Source organism: Pirellulaceae bacterium (assembly GCA_019636385.1).
In the GTDB taxonomy this organism is placed as follows: Bacteria; Planctomycetota; Planctomycetia; order Pirellulales; family Pirellulaceae; genus Aureliella.
The window spans coordinates 618,900-638,714 of the sequence record JAHBXT010000003.1; the positions used below are offsets into that span (position 1 = coordinate 618,900).

11 protein-coding genes are annotated in these 19,815 nt (G+C 56.0%); 9 read left to right on the forward strand and 2 right to left on the reverse strand.

Translation table 11 applies throughout. The features are described from left to right. Positions 1 to 107: 107 nt before the first annotated feature. The 5 genes from KF752_13160 (at position 108) to KF752_13180 (ending at position 8,274) form a co-directional block, all read left to right on the forward strand. The gene (locus KF752_13160; protein ID MBX3422496.1) at positions 108 to 1,427 is read left to right on the forward strand and encodes a trypsin-like peptidase domain-containing protein; all 1,320 of its coding nucleotides are present in this window, start codon (positions 108 to 110) and stop codon (positions 1,425 to 1,427) included. Between the two features lie 295 nt (positions 1,428 to 1,722). After that, entirely contained in the window at positions 1,723 to 2,883 is a 1,161-nt protein-coding gene (locus KF752_13165) for a Gfo/Idh/MocA family oxidoreductase (protein MBX3422497.1), read from the forward strand. Between the two features lie 5 nt (positions 2,884 to 2,888). Then, positions 2,889 to 3,749 carry a prephenate dehydrogenase/arogenate dehydrogenase family protein gene (locus KF752_13170; GenBank protein ID MBX3422498.1) on the forward strand — a complete coding sequence of 287 codons (861 nt, stop codon included), beginning with the start codon at positions 2,889 to 2,891 and terminating at the stop codon, positions 3,747 to 3,749. 97 nt (positions 3,750 to 3,846) lie between these two features. Further along, a complete protein-coding gene (gene purL / locus KF752_13175) occupies positions 3,847 to 6,765 on the forward strand; it encodes a phosphoribosylformylglycinamidine synthase subunit PurL (protein MBX3422499.1) in 2,919 nt (972 codons plus the stop codon). Between the two features lie 294 nt (positions 6,766 to 7,059). Next, entirely contained in the window at positions 7,060 to 8,274 is a 1,215-nt protein-coding gene (locus KF752_13180; protein ID MBX3422500.1) for a glycosyltransferase, read from the forward strand. Between the two features lie 46 nt (positions 8,275 to 8,320). Here KF752_13180 and KF752_13185 read toward each other — a convergent pair whose 3' ends face one another. Further along, entirely contained in the window at positions 8,321 to 9,163 is an 843-nt protein-coding gene (locus KF752_13185; GenBank protein MBX3422501.1) for an alpha/beta hydrolase, read from the reverse strand. 89 nt (positions 9,164 to 9,252) lie between these two features. Next, complete coding sequence (locus KF752_13190) at positions 9,253 to 11,859, reverse strand: tetratricopeptide repeat protein (protein MBX3422502.1); 2,607 nt, start codon at positions 11,857 to 11,859, stop codon at positions 9,253 to 9,255. A gap of 669 nt (positions 11,860 to 12,528) precedes the next feature. On the opposite strand from KF752_13190, the gene KF752_13195 reads away from it, so the two are divergent. The 4 genes from KF752_13195 (at position 12,529) to KF752_13210 (ending at position 19,782) form a co-directional block, all read left to right on the forward strand. Further along, positions 12,529 to 13,461: a PEP-CTERM sorting domain-containing protein gene (locus KF752_13195; protein ID MBX3422503.1), complete on the forward strand. Its 933-nt coding sequence runs from the start codon at positions 12,529 to 12,531 to the stop codon at positions 13,459 to 13,461. A gap of 586 nt (positions 13,462 to 14,047) precedes the next feature. Continuing rightward, positions 14,048 to 14,923, forward strand: a complete 876-nt coding sequence (locus KF752_13200; protein ID MBX3422504.1) for a PEP-CTERM sorting domain-containing protein — start codon at positions 14,048 to 14,050, stop codon at positions 14,921 to 14,923. 613 nt (positions 14,924 to 15,536) lie between these two features. Then, positions 15,537 to 16,994, forward strand: a complete 1,458-nt coding sequence (locus KF752_13205; protein MBX3422505.1) for a hypothetical protein — start codon at positions 15,537 to 15,539, stop codon at positions 16,992 to 16,994. Positions 16,995 to 17,445: 451 nt separating this feature from the next. Next, positions 17,446 to 19,782, forward strand: a complete 2,337-nt coding sequence (locus tag KF752_13210; protein MBX3422506.1) for a tetratricopeptide repeat protein — start codon at positions 17,446 to 17,448, stop codon at positions 19,780 to 19,782. The last annotated feature ends 33 nt before the right edge of the window (positions 19,783 to 19,815 follow it).

A 19,815-nucleotide genomic window follows, 5' to 3' on the forward strand; every position in this document is an offset into this window, starting at 1 on the left:
CGGCAGGACGGTGCGTGGACGAGCCCAATGGTCCTGGCAGTCGCATTCGGCAAGTGCTCGCCGCATACGGGCATTTGCGGCTCAGCAGGCATCTTCGAGGAGTACAGATGTCAAGATTTCGTCGGCTCACTTGCTTCAGCGCTTACGCAATAGCCTGCGCACTGATGGCCAGTTGCAGCTTGCCTTGCTCGGCACAGATCACGTTGCAACCGGGCGCGGACCAGCAGGCAGACATTGCCTGGGGCCCGTCGTCGGCCGATAGCTCCTCGTCGCGCCGTCAGCGCTCGGTGTCCCGCAATGTGCTGCCCGAGCCCATGGTGCAGCCGCTTGCCGAGTTGCCCGTACCAGGTGGTTTGTCCCTCCAACTGCGGGGCAATGACCCCAGCAGAACGACTGCCAGCGGATCTGCCACCGACAATCGCGACCAAGAATTTGAATCCATAGTTCGCGAGGCTGAGGCACTGGATCGCCAGCTAGGCTTGATCCGTCGCATTGTACGGTTTGCTGGCCCCAGCATCGTGCACATTGAGGCCAGCAAGAAGTCGGGGGCCGGCAAGGGCTTTGCTAGCAGTCGCATCGACGAAGCCGGTGCCGGGGTCATTGTGGATTTGCCGGGCGGTCAGTATGTGCTGACCAACCGTCACGTGGTGCACCCGGCAGAGCTGTCATCGATACGGCTTGAGCTAAACGACGGTACATCGTTGCGTCCATCAGGCATTTGGGCTGATCCTGCCACCGACGTGGCGGTGCTGAAGTTGGATGGCAATTCATTCACGGCAGCGCGACTGGGCGATAGCGACCGGATGGGTATTGGCGACTTTGTGTTGGCTGTCGGTAGTCCGTTTGGACTCAGTCATAGTGTGACCTACGGGATCCTGAGTGCGCGCGGGCGGCGCAATTTGGAACTGGGCTCGAAGGAGATTGAAGTCCAGGATTTTTTTCAGACCGATGCGGCCATCAACCCCGGTAACAGTGGCGGCCCATTGCTTAATTTGCGCGGCGAAGTCATCGCCATCAATACAGCCATCGCCAGCAACTCGGGTGGTAACGAAGGTATTGGATTCTCGATCCCCATCAACATGGCGATGGTTGTCGCCGAACAGTTGGTTCGTCGCGGCTCGATGCGCCGCAGCTATCTAGGGGTGCAGTTGGAAGTCAATTTCGGTTCTCAAGCAGCGCAAGATATCGGGCTTCCGCTGGGCCGCGGTGCACTTGTAAAATCGGTTCTGCCCAGTTCGCCAGCAGCACGTGCAGGAATTCAGGTAGGCGATGTTATTTTGGAGTTCAATGGCCGAGCTGTCGAGAATGATGGCCACCTAGTCAAGATGGTCAGTCTGACACCGGCCGGCAGTCAAGCGGAATTGTCCCTGTTCCGCAAAGGTGCGGTCCACAAGGTTTCCGCCTTGCTGCAACCTAGCCCTGAATAGCGCGCTACCCGGGGATTGTCAGCTCCCCAAAAATCATTCTGCGAATCGTCCGACGTCTGGCTGCACATGTCGGACAGGCCTCTGAGACTCGTGCAGGCTCGAATAAATCCCGCTGCACAGCCGCCCCCATCCGCTCCAACACCAGCCGAGGCTTGTGATTGCAGTCGCGGCGGCGGGTCCTGCCACTATCGAGAAAAATGTGGTAGAACAGACACTTTCAGGTTGCCGACTTAGCACTTCACCTCATGGGAGCAATTTCGACATGACCAACGGTCCGCTCAATCGTAAACTCAGGATGGGATTGGTGGGAGGAGGACAGGGATCGTTTATCGGACGCGTGCACTCGATTGCTGCCTGCCTGGACAACCGCGCTAGCTTGGTGGCCGGGGCATTTTCCAGCGACCCGGCGCGCAGCCACGCGTCCGCCGCTGACTACGATGTATGCAAGAATCGCGCGTACGGTTCCTACCGCGAGATGTTCGAAAAGGAGAAATCGCTGCCCGCGGACCAGCGCATCGACTTTGTCAGCGTGACGACTCCCAATCACACGCACTACGAAATCTCCAAGGCTGCTTTGGAAGCAGGTTTTCATGTGGTGTGCGACAAGCCCATGACGTTCGACTTGGCGCAAGCGGAGGACCTGGCAGCCACGGTGGCTGCTAGCGGTTTGGTGTTTGCCGTGACGCACAACTACACGGGATATCCCCTGGTTCGCCAGGCACGTCAAATGATATTGGCCGGCGAACTGGGCGAGATTCAAGCGATTCGCTCCAATTACATTCAAGGCTGGCTGCGCACGCGGCTCGAAGACGCGGATCAAAAACAGGCCGCCTGGAGAACGGATCCAGCGCGAAGTGGCGCCGCCGGTTGCTTCGGCGACATTGCGACTCATGCCTATAATCTTGGACGGTATATGACTGGGTTGCGGCCAACGGAGATCTCGGCTCACTTACGAGTCTTTGAACCTGGACGCAAGCTGGACGATTACGGTACAGCGATTATCAAGTTCGAAAATGGTTGCTTAGGCACCGTCACCGCGTCGCAAATCAGTCACGGTCGCGAAAACGATTTGTTCATCGAAATTGATGGCACGCGGGCTGCGTTGCAGTGGCGACAGGAGGATCCCAACCTGCTTATTGTCCGGCAGAACGGCCAGCCTCATCGGTTGTACACGCGCGATCCCAACGCTGCGCACATGGCCGGTAGCGGGGCAGCCGCCTGCCGATTGCCCAGCGGACACCCGGAAGGATTTTTCGAGGGGTTTGCCAACGTCTACACTGCCGCTTTTGATGCCATGCTGGCGCACAGCCAAGGTCAGGCCGTCGAGCAGAGAGATACGGTCTATCCCAATGTACTGGATGGCGTTGAAGGTATGCTGTTTATCCAACAGTCGGTGGCCAGCAGCCAGCAGGCTGGCGCATGGCTGCCATTTAGCTATGCTTTAGCTCGTCGTTGAACGTTATGACGCAGTACAATCGCGCCGTAATCATCGGAGTTGGGCTACTAGGCGGCTCCATCGGCTTGGCCCTGCGCCGCAGACAGCTGGCGCGGACTGTTGTCGGACTTGGGCATCGCCCGCAAACCTTGCAAACGGCGCTCGAGCTGGGAGCCATCGACTGTGTGTGCAGCGACATTCAGACTGCTTGCAAAGCTGCCGACTTAATCATTGTGTGCACCCCAGTTCAGGCCATTGTCAACTATGTGCAGCAGGCCTTGAAGTGCGAGCTGTCAGACAACTGTTTGATTACTGACGTTGGCAGTACTAAAGCCAATATTTGCAAATCGCTCCGTTCGGCCAGCGCTCGGTTTTGTGGCTCACACCCCATTGCGGGCAGCGAAAAGAGTGGCGTGCGATTTGCTAGGGAGGATTTGTTGGTTGATCGACTGACCATCGTTACCCCAGATTCCAATACGCCACCCGAGTTGGCCCGGCAATCTGAGTTGCTGTGGCAGTCACTAGGAAGTCGCACGGTAGTAATGAGCCCGGATCAGCACGACCAGGCCCTGGCCCACGTTAGCCACCTGCCGCACATCGTCGCCTCGGCGCTGGCAGCCATCACGGATCAGCAATTGCTACCGCTGGTCGGCTCGGGGTGGTGCGATACGACCCGCGTCGCCGCTGGAAATGTTGAATTGTGGCAGCAAATCATCAGTGAGAATCGGCAGCCTGTTCAGCAAGCCATGCGAGTTTACGCTCGCTCACTTGAGCAGTGGATCGGCGCAATCGAGCGCGGCGATACCGAGCAGTTAGTCGAGTTGTTGCAGGCGGGCAAGACCCGACGCGACAGCGTCGTCGGTTCACGCGAAACATCGGGTGATTGAGCAACATCCGCAGCGCGCCCAACTGCGCTCAAATTCCATTTCACTTTTATGACGCCTCCATTGACCTGTTCCAGCCATGCACGATGCAACTTCTGAGATGATTTGGCAGATTGAAATCCTTCCAGCACCTGGTCAGCCCGATGTTGTCGGCCAGGGACTTCAAGCTGAAGCACGCGATCTGGGACTCGATGCCCACTTGTCCATCTCGGCCGCTCACGGCTTTCTACTGCAAGGTCAACTAGACCGGACACTGGCCCAGCAAGCCGCCAGTTCGCTTTTGTCTGACGCCATTGTCGAATCGACTACAATCGCCCAAGTTGGCGATCCCGTGATGGCCGAGTCCCGCAACGGCTTGAGCCAATTGGTGCATGTGTTGCTGCGCCCAGGTGTCATGGATCCGGTGGCGATCAGCTCGCTGCAGGCCCTGCAAGATATGAGCTTGCCAGTCGACTTTGTGGCCACCTACCGTAAGTACTGGCTCAGTGACCTCACGCCTCAACAATCGCAGAGGCTCATTCAAAAGCTTCTGTCCAACGATTCCATCGAACGTGTGGTGCTCGGCCCGCTCGAGCTACGTAGCTTGGATGTCGGCTCTCAGTACGACTTCCGCTTGCGCACGGTTGCGATTTCTACCTTGAATGAGCAGGAATTGCTGCAGCTCAGCAAGCAGGGACAGCTCTACTTGACCTTGCCCGAAATGCAGACGATCCAGCGGCATTTCGCAGAGCTAGGCCGCGAGCCAACGGATATCGAGCTGGAAACAATTGCGCAAACCTGGAGCGAACATTGCAGCCACAAGACGTTGGCTGGGCGCATCGCTTACACCGATGAAATTGGTACGCGACAATTCGACAATATGCTCAAAGAGACCATTTTCAAGGCCACTCAAACGATTCGCGCTCAATTGGGCGCAGACGATTGGTGCGTGAAGGTCTTTTCGGATAACGCGGGTGTCGTACGCTTTGACGACGATTATCATGTGGTCTTCAAAGTCGAAACGCACAATCATCCCAGCGCCATTGAGCCCTATGGCGGAGCGAACACCGGTATTGGAGGTGTGATCCGTGATCCGATGGGCACGGGACTGGGTGCCAAACCGTTTTGTAATACCGACGTCTTCTGCTTTGCACCACCTGACGTCGATCCCGCCGCGCTGCCTCCCGGTGTTTTGCATCCGCGCCGCGTCATGAAAGGAGTGGTTTCCGGCGTACGAGATTATGGCAATCGCATGGGTATCCCTACCGTGGGCGGTGCGGTCTACTTTGATTCCCGGTACCTTGGTAATCCGTTGGTCTATTGCGGAAACGCGGGACTGTTGCCGATTGATAAAGTTGACAAGAAAGCTCAGCCCGGTGATTGGATTGTGACTGTCGGCGGACGCACAGGACGCGACGGCATTCATGGCGCTACGTTCAGCAGCGCCGAATTGACTAGCGAAAGCGAGTCGATCTCGGGTGGGGCCGTCCAGATCGGCAATGCGGTCACCGAGAAGATGGTGTTGGATGTTCTCATGCAAGCCCGCGACGAAGCGCTGTATAGCGCTGTGACCGATTGCGGTGCCGGTGGCTTTAGCAGTGCCGTGGGCGAAATGGGCGAGCACGTTGGAGCAGAGGTGTGGCTCGAGCGAGCGCCGCTGAAGTATCAAGGCCTGAGCTACACCGAGATTTGGATTAGCGAAGCACAGGAGCGCATGATCCTGGCCGTACCTCCCGGCAAATTGGATCGCATGCAAGAACTATGCGCGGCGGAAGGCGTCGAGGCGACTGTGATTGGCCAATTTGTCGATTCGGGCCGCTTGCGACTGTGTTACGATGGCCACGAGGTGGGCAATCTAGGAATGGAGTTTCTACACGGCGGCCGACCACCCGTGGTCCGTCAAGCCGCCTATCTACCTCCGGCATCCATCATCGCGCACGTTCCCGATCTGGATCAACAGCAGTGCCAGAGTAGCCTGCTGAGCATTCTCGGTTCACTGAATGTGGCCAGTAAGCACTGGATCATTCGCCAGTATGACCACGAGGTGCAGGGCGGCAGCGCCATCAAACCGTTGGTGGGTCCGGCTTGCCAGGCGCCTAGCGATGCCGCCGTCGTACGACCGCGATTGGACAGCCAGCGAGGCGTCGTGCTCAGTTGCGGCATGAATCCCAACTACGGCGATTTTGACCCGTATCACATGGCCGCCAGTGCGATTGACGAAGCGGTTCGCAACGCGGTGGCAGTGGGGGCCGATCCCCGTCGCATCGCGATCCTGGACAACTTTTGTTGGGGCAATACCGATCGTCCTGAAACGCTGGGAACGCTAGTTCGCGCGGCGCTGGCTTGCCATGATGTGGCCATTGCCTGGCAAACGCCGTTTATCAGCGGCAAAGATAGCCTGAACAACGAATTCACGTGGATTAATTCTGCAGGCGAGCGTCAAACGATCGCTATCCCCAGTACGCTACTGATTAGCGCGCTCGGCCAAGTGAGTGACGTGCGCCAGTGCGTGACGATGGATTTGAAACAAGCCGGCAATCGACTGTACCTGATCGGCAACAGTCGCTGCGAGTTTGGCGGATCACATCTGTTTCAGATCTTGAAACTGGTTGGTGGTCAAGTGCCGCAAGTTGATCTGTCGCAGGCGCGTGCTACTTTCCATGCGCTGCACGCCAGCATCGTCAATGGCCATGTTCGTGCATGCCATGACCTCAGCGAAGGTGGACTAGCAGTAGCTCTGGCGGAAATGTCCTTCGGCGGGCAACTGGGAATTGATGTTGACATTACTCAAGCCGTCCGCGACGCCAATTTGAGTCCCGTCGAACTGTTGTTTGCAGAGAGCAACAGTCGCTTTGTTGTCGAAGTGGCACCGGAATTTGAAGAAGCCTTTCAGCAACAGATGCATGGAATACCACTGTGGCTGCTTGGCCAAGTGGCGGCAAACGACCGCTGCCTGATTCGTTCCGCCCAGCGAATGCTCATCGACCTACCCTGGTCTGAGCTGTTGACCGCTTGGCGCACGCCCCTCGATTGGGCTTAGCTTGGCAAGCGTAGCCACGCTCGCCAGAGCGTGGACATTTTCTGGTCGGCCATCTGCGTTTTTCGAGCGACCTTCTGCCGAACCCGTCTAGAGCAAATCCGAACCTGGACGCTCGCTCCCATCCGAATAATCGCTACCTCCGGCAGCGATCCCCCTAGTCAAACAAGCGCTACAGCAGTTCACGCTGCCTGTCGACGGGGGCCGGCTGAGCTGTAGCCTAGATTTGCAAGTCGCAACCAAGGTGTAGCGGTACTGCAGTCTGCCAACTTCCTAACTACAGAACATCCTCCAATCATGCCCGCGACCGAGATCTCCTCCAACCTGACACCATTCTCACCGTTTGTGCCCACTGCCGATGCAGCTCCGGTCGAGCTGACGGTGCAGGCCGTGCCGCATATCGGGAAAGTCCTGCACGTGATCAACGGCGAGCATTTTTCGGGGGCGGAGCGCGTGCAGCAATTGCTTGGGAAGTGCTTAGGAGATTTTGGCGTTCAGTCCGAGTTTGTCTGCCTTAAGCCGGGAAAGTTTCCGTCGCTGTGTGGGTTGGAGCCTGATCGCGTTACCTCGATACCCATGCGCGGGCGCGCGGATCTGCGAGTCGTCCATCAATTGGCTGAAAAAGTGTGCGCGCAGGAGTTCGATCTACTGCACGCCCACACACCACGATCGGCGTTGATCACGGCGCTGGTGGCTAAACGCACGGGTCGGCCCTGGTGTTACCATGTTCACAGCCCGACTTCGCGTGACAGCACGCGCGGGCTGGTCAATCGTCTCAATGATTGGATCGAGCGCTACTCAATTCGATCTTGCACACGATTGCTGACAGTCAGTCGCAGTCTGCGCCGCGAAATGCTGCGACTGGGAGTTCCCAGACAGCGATTGAGTGTGGTACCTAACGGCGTGCCGGCCATCCAGCCCATCGACTCCCATGCGCGTCTGGATCGACAACGCTGGCGCTTGGGACTGATCGCACTCATGCGACCGCGCAAAGGCGTTGAAGTAGCGCTTGAAGCGATGGCCGAGATCAAGCGGCGCGATCTGCCGATTGAACTGGAATTGATCGGCGGCTTCGAAAGCGACCAGTATCGCAATCAAATCCAGGCCCACATCGACTCTTGGGGATTGGATGGTAACGTCACTTGGACTGGCTTTACCAGCGACATCGCCAGCGCAATACGCCGCTTGGACGCGCTACTGCTGCCCAGCTTGTTCGGTGAAGGTATGCCCATGGTCGTACTCGAAGCGCTGGCTGCCGCCGTGCCGGTCATTGCGACTCGAGTTGAAGGCACGCCAGAAGTTGTTCGTGATGGCACAGAAGGGCTGTTAGCTGAACCGTGCGACGCAACGAGTCTAACAGCGAAAATCATCCAGATGGTCAGCGATCGACGGCGCTGGCAGGAGATGAGCCGCGCGGCGTTGGAGCGTCACCGCCAAAACTATACCGACCGCATCATGGCCCAGCGCGTTGCCCAAGTCTACGCCTCGATCCTTGGGCATGCCCAGCGCTGACCCCTAACTACACTGGCCAGGGCCAAGGCCTTCTGGCTCTCGCCTGTTACGCCTCAACAAGGGCCGGCCACACACTCCGGCAACGCGGCGCGAAAGCCCCCACGTGACCAATACTCTTCAGGCCATGCTCTTCTGGGCGAATTAATCGGCGAGTCACCGGAGCTTGCGGTAGCAGGTCGGCCAGTCGCCAGACTGCTGGGGGGGGAACCAGTGGATCATCCGAAAATGCTACCAGCGTCACCGGGGCTCGCAAGCGATCACTGGCCAGTGGAGGCAGAGTTCGATCGGCCATTACGGAACCCCGGCGACTGCACCACCGCCGCCACTGCCAATAGGCGGGACCAGGAATATCTGCGCCAAACCCCAATCGCGTTCCTGGAAAATGCCCCAGCATGGCGGTTAACAATGGACCGTGGCCATGCCAGATTGAACCGATTAAAACCTTGTGCCGCCAGGGGTGATCGCTTAAATGTACCGGCCCAGCGGCAACCGTGATCACTCGGTCGACAGCCTCCAGCTCGGGTTGAAACGGCATGGCCAATCCCCCCAACGAATGTCCCACAATCCATATTGGGATTCCAGGAAAACGGCCGGCCAGCCAGCGTCGAGCCGTGGCGGCATCGTCAATACCCCAATCGGCCAAGGTTGCTCGCGATCGTCGCGGGTGTCCGGATTCACCAAAGTCGCGATAGTCCCAAGCCAACGCCGCCATCCCGCGTTCTGCCGCCAGCCAGCGAGCGAAATGCAGATAATACCGAGCCGGTACCCCAGTTGCGTTGCAAATCAGGACGGCCGCTGTGGGCTGCGCAGACGGTGGAGTCAACAAGCTACCGCGCAGCGGACCACCGGTTCCAGGAATTTGTACTTTTAACTCGTTCGAGTGATTCATTTTGGCTAGACCGACGTACTGGCACTACGTAGCTACACTCGCCAGAGCGTGGAGAGCTTAGTGGCGAACCCGCCTTTGGCACCTCCACCTCACGGACTAGATAGTACCGATTCGACCAGCGCTTGGCCAGCTTGGTGCAACTGCAACTGCTGCTGGAGCTGGCTGATCGCGGCGGGATCGCCCTTTTCTCGAGCCACCGTCAGTGCCTGTTCGGCGGCCTGCACCGCATCCTGCATGCGGCCTGCAGCGGCCAGTGCAGCCGCCAATGTCCCCAAGGCTCCTTTGTCTTTAGCGCCTGGCAATTCGATCGCCTTCTGAGCCAATCGTAAGGCTTCGTCCGGATTACGAATTTGCGGATCGGGCTCAGTCGCCAGTAGCCACGCCAAATTGTTGTTAGCCACAAACTGCTCTGGACAATTCTCCAAGGCGACTTGGTAATGAGCGACCGCTTCGGGCAGTAATTTTCGCGCCAGGCAAATGTCGCCAAGTTGCGTATTCAACTCGCCAATCCAATGTTTGGAATCGCGGGATATTGGCCGGCGGAGTTGCTTATCCAAGGTCTCACGCAACATTTTATCGGCCTGTTCGATCTTGCCAGCTTGCACCAGCATGTCGGTCAACTGCAACGTCGCGAAAGTGTCCTCGGGATCCAGTTGCAACGCCTCACGCAGTAGCTCTTCAGCTCGCCCCCGATCGCCGGCCTGTTTGTAGGCCGTGGCCAGCAGTGCCCGGGCAGCGGCGTCCTTGGGTTCGCGGTGAAGGTATTCCGTAAGCCGATCAATTGCAGGCTGCACTCGGTCGAGCCGTAGCTCGGTTCGCGCCAGGTCATGAATCAGCAGCGGCTCGCGAGGATCCCACTTGAGAGCCGCCAGAAAACGCTCCATCGCCTCTGCCGGACGATTGAACTGCAGTAAAACGTTCCCGCAATTGCGCAGGGCCAGCGCAGGAATTCGCGGATGCGCCTGATTGGCTGGCAGCTGGATCTTTTCTTCGGCCAGGATCCGCATGGCTTCGGCTTCATCATTGCGCTCCAGCTCCAGAAAATTTACCGCCAGCAGGCTGCTGGCAAGCGCATCGTCGGGTTCCAATTCCAGTGCGCGCTGCAGTTTTTCAATCGCCCCCGGGCGATCGTCCAGTTCGCGACTGGCTACCGAGTACATCACGTAAAAGCGCGGCAGTTCCAACTCGTCAAGGGCCTGCTGCGCGTGCGGAATGGCCTTTTCGAATTCGCGCTTCTCGATGGCCCATTCGGCCAGTAAACAGTGAGCTAACCAATTGGTTGGGTCATGCTGGATGGCCTCGCCGAACGTGCCTTCCACAGTACGCCACTGCCTGGTGCGCTGATAGGTCAACACGGCCAAGGCCATGATTCCAGCCATGGCCACGCACATCGTGCTGCGGATCCACAACGGTCGATGCCGCTCAATCTTTGCCAGCCAATCGGCCACCATCCACACAACTGCCAGGAAAATGCCTAAAGAAGCGTTGTACAGATAGCGGTCAGCCATGGACTGCGAGCCGACATGAATGATCCCGATGACCGGCAGCATGGATACCAAGAACCAGAACCAGCCCGTTACAAGTTGGGGAAGTCGGTTTCGCAGCCACAATGCGCCGCCACTGAGTATCAGGATCAGCAACACTGCCCCTGCGATGCGGACCGTAGTCAGATCCTCGGCGTGGAACGTGTAATAGATCGACAACTTGGCCGGCCAAAAGATTCCCGCCAAATACCTGACGTAGGCCACGCACACGTTGCTCAGCCTCAAGGGCACCGGCAAGCTTTCTAGCGACTGGATGGCATCTGTCTGGGCCAGCACAGTAACTAGCGCAGCCGCCACACCCAATGCTGCAAACGGCAATTTATCGGGCAGAAATCGTAGCGCGTCCTGAATCATCTTGATGAGTGAACTATGCTGGGCACCAGCGTTGTCCAGCCCGCGACGAATCGGCCAAAAGTCCAACAGAACCAGCAGCCCCGGCATGGTCACGAAGGTCTGTTTGGACAGTAGCGATAAGGCAAAGAGTAGCAGGCTCGCTGCGTACCATCGCCACGATTTGTGACGTACGTAATTGAAATAGGTCCAGATGGACAGCAGAATAAAAAACGTGCTGATCAGCGTCTTGCGCTGCGCTACCCAGGCTACCGCCTCGACGTGCGTGGGATGAACCGCGAACAAGGCGGCCACGGCAAAACTGGGTAAGGCTTTGTCAGTCAACTTAGTCAGCACTATGAACAGCAGCATGACGTTGGCAACGTGCCATAGAATGGACATCGCATGATGCCCGCCGGGCTGGACCCCGAACATCTCCGAGTCCAACATGTGGCTCAACCAAGTCAGCGGATGCCAATTGGAAATGTGCACTTTCGTAAACGCCCACACGATGGAGTCACGGCTGAAACCATCGAAGACTTGGGGGTTGCGAAAGATGTACTCTTGGTCGTCAAACGGCAAGAATTCCGCCTGAGTGGCTGGCCAATAGGCCGCCAGCGTACCCACCGCTAGAACCGCACACAGTATCCACGGGCGGCTCCACCAGAAAGTGGCTCGAAACTCGTTTGGCGAACTGCTGGCACTTGGCACGCTATCGCTTCTTGATTGTCGCGATTCGCCAAATTTGGAACTCAAAACGCTGGGCTGAGTCGAGTTCGAGCGATTTGTCTTCTTACCCACATCCACCTCGTACCAAACCATGCACGGACGAACCACGAACTAGAAAACGGACAGTCACTCGCTTCGTCCCGAAGGAACACATGTTTTAATAGAACCCATCCGCCACGCCGCATCGGCAGTGTCCCGAAGGGACACAATATTGGTAGCTCCGATCAGCCCCGCCAATTCCGTCTCGTCCCTACAGGACGACTCTTGCCCGGTATACGCCATTTTTTAGCAATGTTTGGTCCCTACAGGAGGATTGCGTTGCTAGGTTCACCTGCACGGCCCGGTTTATTTGACTGTATCGCCGGCTTTAACTTGGTTCACAAGGGATTGCTGAATGTTCTGCTTGACGGCAATTGGCGCAACCCAACGGTGGCCAGGCAGCGATGTGTCACTCAACCCGAAGGGCCGACGCAATGGTACGGCAAGTTCAACTTGCTACTAAGCCCAATATCTGCAAAACCGGTTAACCAGTTCCATTAGGTAACCCCCCTTGTGGTAGTGGATCGGAAAATCTTCCGAATTTTCCAGTTCTCAGCTTTAGGATGCTTGCACTAGCTTCCAATGTAACTAAACTCTACCCTGCTGGCCCCTAGAGTGCAATTTAATACACCCTAGGGCCGTGAGTACTTAGTTTTGGTTGGCTGGATCTTGTTGATTCAGTCAAGATCTACATCGAGTGTGTTTTTAGGGAGTGCCTTGAAGATGATGAGAAAAATGTTGTTAATGTGCTCGGCGGCAATGCTGAGCCTAATGGCCAGTCGAGCGGACGCTGCGCTCGTGAACTGGACCGTGGATTCGGCGAATAGCTACATTCGTATCAATTTGCCATTGAATACCGCATCGAACGTATCCGGTACGACCATTAACGTTCGATTGCGCAATGCTGACAACGGAACCTGGAGTGATGCTGGCGGACGTATGTCGCGGTTCGGTGGTACAGTGGCAACTTGGTACAATGAAGAAGGTCCGCCAAATGTTTTCGGTGGTCCGCTCAGCTTTGCGTACGCATCCGGTCTTCACAGCTTGACCTCCATTAACTTCGGGTCCTTCCGGCCCAACCCTGCCGCGTTCGATCCAACCGCAACAAACGCTTCCAATCCTGGAGGTCAATTCACAAATACTAGTGGATCGCCTCACTCGTTCGCACTCAGAATTAACATCAACGCGTTGGTTTTTGTGAATGCTACCGTGGGCTTCATCGGCCTTCGAGATTTGAATTACAACGCCGGTGGCGTAGTAGCGATGTCGGGCTCTGGTGGTAATTACACAGGAACCGGAGGGCAGTTTGGTCTATCAGGTGGTTTGTACGACATAGACGCTGCCGATATCGGCTTAGGGCTCGGCCAACTGTTGCCTGACGAAGCAGGCGGTGACGTAACCGGTCTGTTTGGAAACACGCTGTTCGGCAATTCAGGTGGACTTACGATCACCAATTTAGGCGGACTTAATCGCCGGCTTGATCAGGTCATCAATATCCCGCTCATTCTTGATTTGGGTGACGGAATTGCGATTAGCGGTTCGCTGGCCGGACACATGCGAGCCTTTGCTACCGTTCCCGAGCCTGCAAGTTTGGCCCTGGTTGGTCTAGCGGGCTCATGCTCGTTGTTCCGTCGCCGCCGACGGATATCCTGCTAAATATTCGCTAAATTTCTGACTCAGCTTGCCGCTGGGCAGCCAAGTTTAGTTGGCAACTTTCTCATACGAGCCCTTGGGACTTCCCCGAAGTCCCAAGGGCTCTGTTCGTTGTGCGTCCTTCAGGTATGAAACGGGGCGTCATTGACTGACGCTCGCAACTGGCAAGCAAAAGCAAGCCAAGAAGTAGCTAATCAAATACACGTGGATTGATTCTTTGATGAACGAAAGCCCTTGCCCGCCACATAAGCCAATCCCTGCCGACTCGCTCGTAAAACGAAACTGAGGAAGATGAGCCTGGTCCAGAAATATCACGACCAGAATCAGCCATTAAACTAACGCCGCCGTTATCAAGATGAGCAAGGTTGATGTATCGGGAGATGTCCCGTATCCCACCGGATTGTAGAAATTACGGAGAAAAGTCCGGTTCCTAGACTCACAATAGCTTGCGTCTATTGCGCACTTAGTTAAAGTAAGAGCATTGTAACGAGTCTGTGGTGTGCAAAGCGGTTCCGTAGTGCCACCGCTTATGGATGTTTTCGCTCGATACGCATGTTTTTCATTTGTGTTTTACGTTCGAGGTGTAACGATGAGAGCGGTCTTGTTTTGTCTAAGCGTTCTGCTTTCCAGCCAAGCTCAGGCGGCTTTAATCTCTTGGACGATAGACTCCACGCAAAGCTTCATTCGACTGAATGTGCCCGACCAGCAGGTGCCGGTTACCGAGGATACTTCCTTGCCGGCTGCGTTGAGGGATTATCAGACCAACGGTGGTAGCGAGGAAAATCCGATACTTTCGGGTGATCCAGATGAACCGTTGCTCTGGACCGACGATGGTGGGAGAAGGAATTTTGTTACCGGTTCGCTGTCCAGCTGGTACTCTGAAGGCTCCAGCATACAGTTCACTTCTGGTACTCACAACGCCACTGCTGTCCAGAGCGGTTCGTTCCTTCCCGGTACGCCTGGACCTGCCTCGTTTGCGGCGGATGTTTGGCTCTCGGGCGAAGTGGATCCTGAAGAACTACCTGGAGTTTATGCCAATTTGAGATTGGGTCATGTGCGAATTCTGGATATTCAATACGATGTAAACGGTACCGCAGGCTTGACTGAAGGTCCGACGGGTACTTGGAGCCAGACCAGCGGTTCGCTGGACCTAGGTACCTTAGCTGGTGCCACGATCGATGTCGACTTAATCGATTTAATCACCGACTTTGGGGTGGCTCTGGATCCGTTGCTGGGCACGAATGTAGGGGGGCTGATGATCGAAAATATCGGTGGTTTGCAGCGTAAACTGACCATTGTTGTAGATCTGCCAGTAGCCCTTGAGCTGAACAACCTGCCTCTAACTGCCAGTATCACCGGTCAGATCGTGGCCTTTGCCACTGTTCCGGAGCCCGCAAGTATGGGATTAGTGGCTGCAGCCTTGGCGATGGGTGTCTTCCGACGTCGGCGTGCGATTGGTTATTAGCTGGCGCAGATCGAGATTGTCTCCGGCTTGGATAAAACTGGCGGGACGAGTTGAATGGCTCGTCCCGCTTTTTTTTGTGCGTCAGGCACGGCGCTCAGCGTCATGGGCTGTTGCTCGCAACTTATACGCGAAACCGGAGCCAGGAAGTGGCCGAGCGGAGCCAAAAAGTAGCTGAGCATTGACCGAGAGCGCGCTTGGGACAGTGTCAGTTACGGCCGAGGCCCGTAGTGGAATGCTGGTGAACGCCGCATTGTACTACCTCTGCCGACTCGGTGCTGTTACCAGGCTCCCCGCCGAAGGCTGCAGCTTTCAGGCTAATTACTCTCGGCAACCCGGCTACACTGCCGTTATGGAAACTGATTCCAGTTAACTTTGCCCTGAAATTCCAATCCAGATTGTTGATTATATCTCGCAGATCGGTTACAATCGACAGTCCTACGGGAGCAAAAGTCTTGCTAAAGTGTGACGCTAAGGAGGGCCTAATTCCTTAACAGTCGCTAGAAGCGTTGAGGCTGACGTCAGGTAGTCCATTAAGGGCGGGTGACTCGTGATTTTGACGTGTTTTCCGTAAATTCAAATTGGTACTCATTTTTAATTGGGAGCAAACAGAGCAATGAGATGTGAACTTCGAAGAATAATGTGGGCTTCCGCGCTGCTGGTGGGCGCAATCGGCCAAGCCCATGCCGCCACGGTAAATTGGACTATTGATTCGGCTAATAGCTACATTCGATTGAGTATTCCGGATCAGATTGTTCCGCTTGGGGAGGCTGGTGAACTGCCGCTTGGCCTGAGAGATTATGTGGATGGCATTGCGATTGCATCTGATTGGACAGACGCTGGTGGCCGGCGTTCTTTTGTTGGCGGGACCATCAAGACAGATTATGTCGAAGGTTCAAGTTTGGCGTTTGTCGCTGGTGAGCAAGATGTTAACGCGCTCGAGAACAACATACTTAGACCTGATCCGGCTGCCTGGAATCCAGGTCCTCCAGGGTCCTACGCCCCCAATACCGGTGCACCTGCAGCATTCGGTGCGAACGTCATTTTGGGACCTGGCCAAGAAGGGCAATTCGTCCTCGGGGACATCGCCTTGCGGAACATCGACTATGACGTGGTGGGAACAGTCAATCTGTCTCCTGGAGGTGGCGGATGGACAACTAGTGATATCTTTGATGTTGGGTTGAAGGCCGGTGCCTTCGCGGATCTTGATTCATTTCTGTTGAGCGATAGGGAGGTGACTCTTGACGCTGGCGCAACTGCCCCCAACGCTAATGGAAGCTTGACGATTACAAACACGGGCGGTAACAACCGCCGGTTGACAATGGTTATCAGCATGCCCTTCGCGGTGGACGTTGAAGACTTGCCACTGGTAGCGACTATCACTGGTGTAATTGTCGCCAATGCCACTTTACCCGCACCAGCCTCCAATCTGGTCGCCAAGCGGGTCTATCACAATGGCTTTGGTGGTGGCGGGACGCCACCCTGGAATGCGGTTAACCCGACCAAGGAAATCATTCAGCGCGGTGCCGCACCGGTTCAAGTTGGCCTAATCAACCTGACCAACGATAGTCGCGGACTAAACGGGGTTGTGCTGGATTATGATAACTTGGCAGCGCTGGGCGATCTTACTTTGGAATACAAGATGAGTCCAACGGGAGCATTCAATGAAGGTGCCAATCCAGTGTCAGGTTGGGCCAATGCTCCGGCACCGACATCGGTGACGCTGCATCCGGACTTGGCTGCGGCAGGCGGAAATGACCGCGTGCGGATTCTGTGGGCCGACAATGCGATCGCCAACCGTTATCTGTGCGTCAAGGCAACGGTCGGAGGAGTGACACGCGAGCTGTATGTAGGACACCTGCGAGGTGAGACCACAGGTCCAGATGCAACGCCGACGTTTACGGTTTCGTTTGCTGATATAACTGAGATCAAGAACACAGTTGCCCAGATTGTTGGCGCAGGTGGACCGACCGACATCGACAAGAACGGAACGGTAGCCTTTGCGGACATCACGGCGATGCGTGACAATATTTCTGCTCAGTTGACGCGGATTACCATCCCAGTCAGTCCCTAATGGATGATGTACTGGGCAGGTTGAATGCCAATGTAATCTGAGATTTTGCAACTGCTTGGGGGATGACCCCAAGCAGTTTTTTTTCTGCATGTTGCAGGTTAGTGTAGTAGGAATCGCCACAAGCGCGGACGATTCAGCAAGTCAGTTAACCTTTGATGTAACCGACGACGCGATTCGTCGGCCCACGGTTGGCGTGAACAGCCTCTGGCCCCTATGGCTCAGTTACCGGTAAAGGCTCAGCTTCGAAGAATCAATGCACTTCCGACAATGTTGGACTAGTTGAGGTCACAGATCGTTCGATAAAAGCCAGACCTTCTCAACTCTATTTTGCCACCCCTTGGATTCAGCAGAACTTGATGGGACTGGACATCCGCCGGCAATTCAAGATGATGCTCCACGGCCACTTATTTCAGCTCCAGAAGTATTCAAGCCCCAGCAGGCATAGTCGAACGTGACGCGTGGTAAAAAAAAAGGCAAAGCTGTCGATTTCCGTGGCGATCGCAGCACTGCACCCAAATTCCAGAAAACCTGGATTGAGGCTGGAACCGCTGGTCAGCAGGCAAGCCAAGCGACCTTCCTGAATACAACACATCCGAGTGATCTAAAATCGTCTGGCGCATGGTTGCAGTTTGGCGTCGTGTTTGCCGTCGCTCTGGTAATTCGATTGTTACACTATTGGGGCATGTCTCGCTCGCTGATCTTTGAGGTGTTGATCGGAGACGCTTGGCAGTACGATCGTTGGGCGCGCGAGATCGCTGGCGGTCAGTGGATGGGCAGCGAAGTGTTCTATCAAACGCCGCTGTATCCCTACCTGTTAGCGGTGATCTATTCCATTACCGGACATTCCGTTTGGGCAGTTCGCATTGTACAAGCCATGTTTGGTGCTCTGGCCAGTGCACTGTTGGCCAGAGCTGGCAGTCACCTTTTTGATCGCCGCGTTGGTTGGTGCGCAGGAATTATCTTGGCGGCCTATCCTCCAGCCATTTTCTTTGACGGCATTTTGCAGAAGGCCTCGCTGGACTTGCTGTTGATGTGTGCGTTGTTGTGGGTTGTGAGCCGCCGTCAGTACCAGATGCGCTCCCGTAGTGCTTTGGCAATCGGTGTTTTGCTAGGCGGGCTAATTCTCAATCGAGAAAACGCTTGGGTGCTTTTTCCGGTGTTGGTCGGTTGGGTCGGTTGGTTGAGCTGGCAGCGGGAATTGCTGCGCGGATTAGCCGTGAATCTGGTTATGCTGGTAGCTGGTTTGTCGCTGGTGTTGCTGCCGGTTGGACTGCGGAACTATCACGTCGGTGGCGAATTCCTGCTAACAACGGCTCAAATGGGACCCAACTTTTTTATTGGCAATCATCGTGGAGCCCGCGGGCAGTACGTCTCGCTACGCCCGGATCGAGGGGATCCACGCTTTGAACGTACAGACGCGCGGCTCTTGGCTGAAGCGGCCGCAGGCCGCTCGCTGACTCCAGGTGAGGTCTCGCAGTATTGGATGTCGCGCACGCGCCGGGATATCCTGGACGATCCCGTAGGTTGGCTGAAGCTGCTGGCCTGGAAGTGGTTTTTGACTTGGAATCAATTGGAGACTGTCGACGGTGAAGGAATTCGCGTTCATGCGCGCTATTCGCCAGTTCTGATGGGCTTGAGTTGGGTCATGAATTTCGGCATCTTGAACGCGCTGGCTGGGGCGGGGATGTGGTTGACAAGGAAAAAATGGCCACAGTTGTTGTGGCTGTATGGACTGACCTTGGCTTTCGCGCTGGCGGTAACGCTGTTTTATGTCTTTGCCCGCTATCGCTATCCGCTGGTCCCCATGGTTACATTGTTTGCTGCCGCCGGATTGGTCAGCGCCTGGCAATTGTGGACCGAGCGCCAATTTCCAGCGGCGCTCCGGGAAATTGTACCAGCCACACTTCTGGCATTTCTAATTGGCATTGCGACCTGCTGGCCGTTGCCGGATTTGCACAGTGACGAAGTAACCTACTTTAGTGTAGGCTCGGCGCTCAACGATCTGGAGCGTTACGACGAGGGCTTGGAGCAGTTCGAGGAGGCGATTCGTATTCGGCCTAACTTTGCGCCTGCCTACAATAACATGGCCTCTGGTGCCATGTCTCAAAAGAAATGGCAAGTTGCTGAAGGCTTTTTGAGAAAGGCGCTGGCCATTGATCGCAATAATTCAAACGCCCTGGCCAATTTAGCGTTTGTGCAAATTGAACTAAGCAAATTCGATGAGGCCGAAAAGTTACTCAAGCGGTCGGTCGAGCTGGATCCCTATTCAATTTTGGCGCTCAAGTCGCTCAGCCGACTGGAAACGCGACGAGGTGACTCGGCCAAGGCCATGCAGTATCTTCAGCAGGCGCTGGCCGTGGACCGCCAGTCGCCCGAAGTTCATTCGGAAATGGGAATCGTCTTGTTGGCCGAAGGGAAGTTGGTGGAAGCCGTCGGCGAGTTTGAAGAATCGCTGCGACTGCGGCCAACTCAAATCCTGATCGCCAATAACTTAGCGTGGATCCTGGCTACGGGGCCTGACTCTGTGATCCGCCCCCAACGGGCCATTGAACTAGCGGCAGACGCGTGTGGAAAGGTCCAGTACAAGACACCGGAGCTGGTGGACACCCTTGCGGCGGCTCACGCAGCAGCGGGAGATTTTGCGACCGCTGTACAGTTCGCCGAACAGGCACAGGAGGCTCTGGCAGCCAGAGATGGCCAAGAGGCCGCTGAACCGCTGGCCGAGCGCCTGAAACTGTATCGCAGTGGCCAAAGGTATCGCGATCCGGAGTATACCACCAAGAATTGACTCATCAGCCGTCTGAAAAGGGTCTTAAGGTAC

Bases quoted from the DNA above. Each gene is read 5' to 3' on its own strand.
- KF752_13170 (MBX3422498.1), top strand. From the start codon at position 2,889: ATGACGCAGTACAATCGCGCCGTAATCATCGGAGTTGGGCTACTAGGC.
- KF752_13205 (MBX3422505.1), top strand. From the start codon at position 15,537: ATGAGATGTGAACTTCGAAGAATAATGTGGGCTTCCGCGCTGCTGGTG.
- KF752_13195 (MBX3422503.1), top strand. From the start codon at position 12,529: ATGATGAGAAAAATGTTGTTAATGTGCTCGGCGGCAATGCTGAGCCTA.
- KF752_13160 (MBX3422496.1), top strand. From the start codon at position 108: ATGTCAAGATTTCGTCGGCTCACTTGCTTCAGCGCTTACGCAATAGCC.
- KF752_13180 (MBX3422500.1), top strand. From the start codon at position 7,060: ATGCCCGCGACCGAGATCTCCTCCAACCTGACACCATTCTCACCGTTT.
- KF752_13190 (MBX3422502.1), bottom strand. From the start codon at position 11,859: ATGGTTTGGTACGAGGTGGATGTGGGTAAGAAGACAAATCGCTCGAAC.
- KF752_13200 (MBX3422504.1), top strand. From the start codon at position 14,048: ATGAGAGCGGTCTTGTTTTGTCTAAGCGTTCTGCTTTCCAGCCAAGCT.
- KF752_13165 (MBX3422497.1), top strand. From the start codon at position 1,723: ATGGGATTGGTGGGAGGAGGACAGGGATCGTTTATCGGACGCGTGCAC.
- KF752_13185 (MBX3422501.1), bottom strand. From the start codon at position 9,163: ATGAATCACTCGAACGAGTTAAAAGTACAAATTCCTGGAACCGGTGGT.
- purL (MBX3422499.1), top strand. From the start codon at position 3,847: ATGATTTGGCAGATTGAAATCCTTCCAGCACCTGGTCAGCCCGATGTT.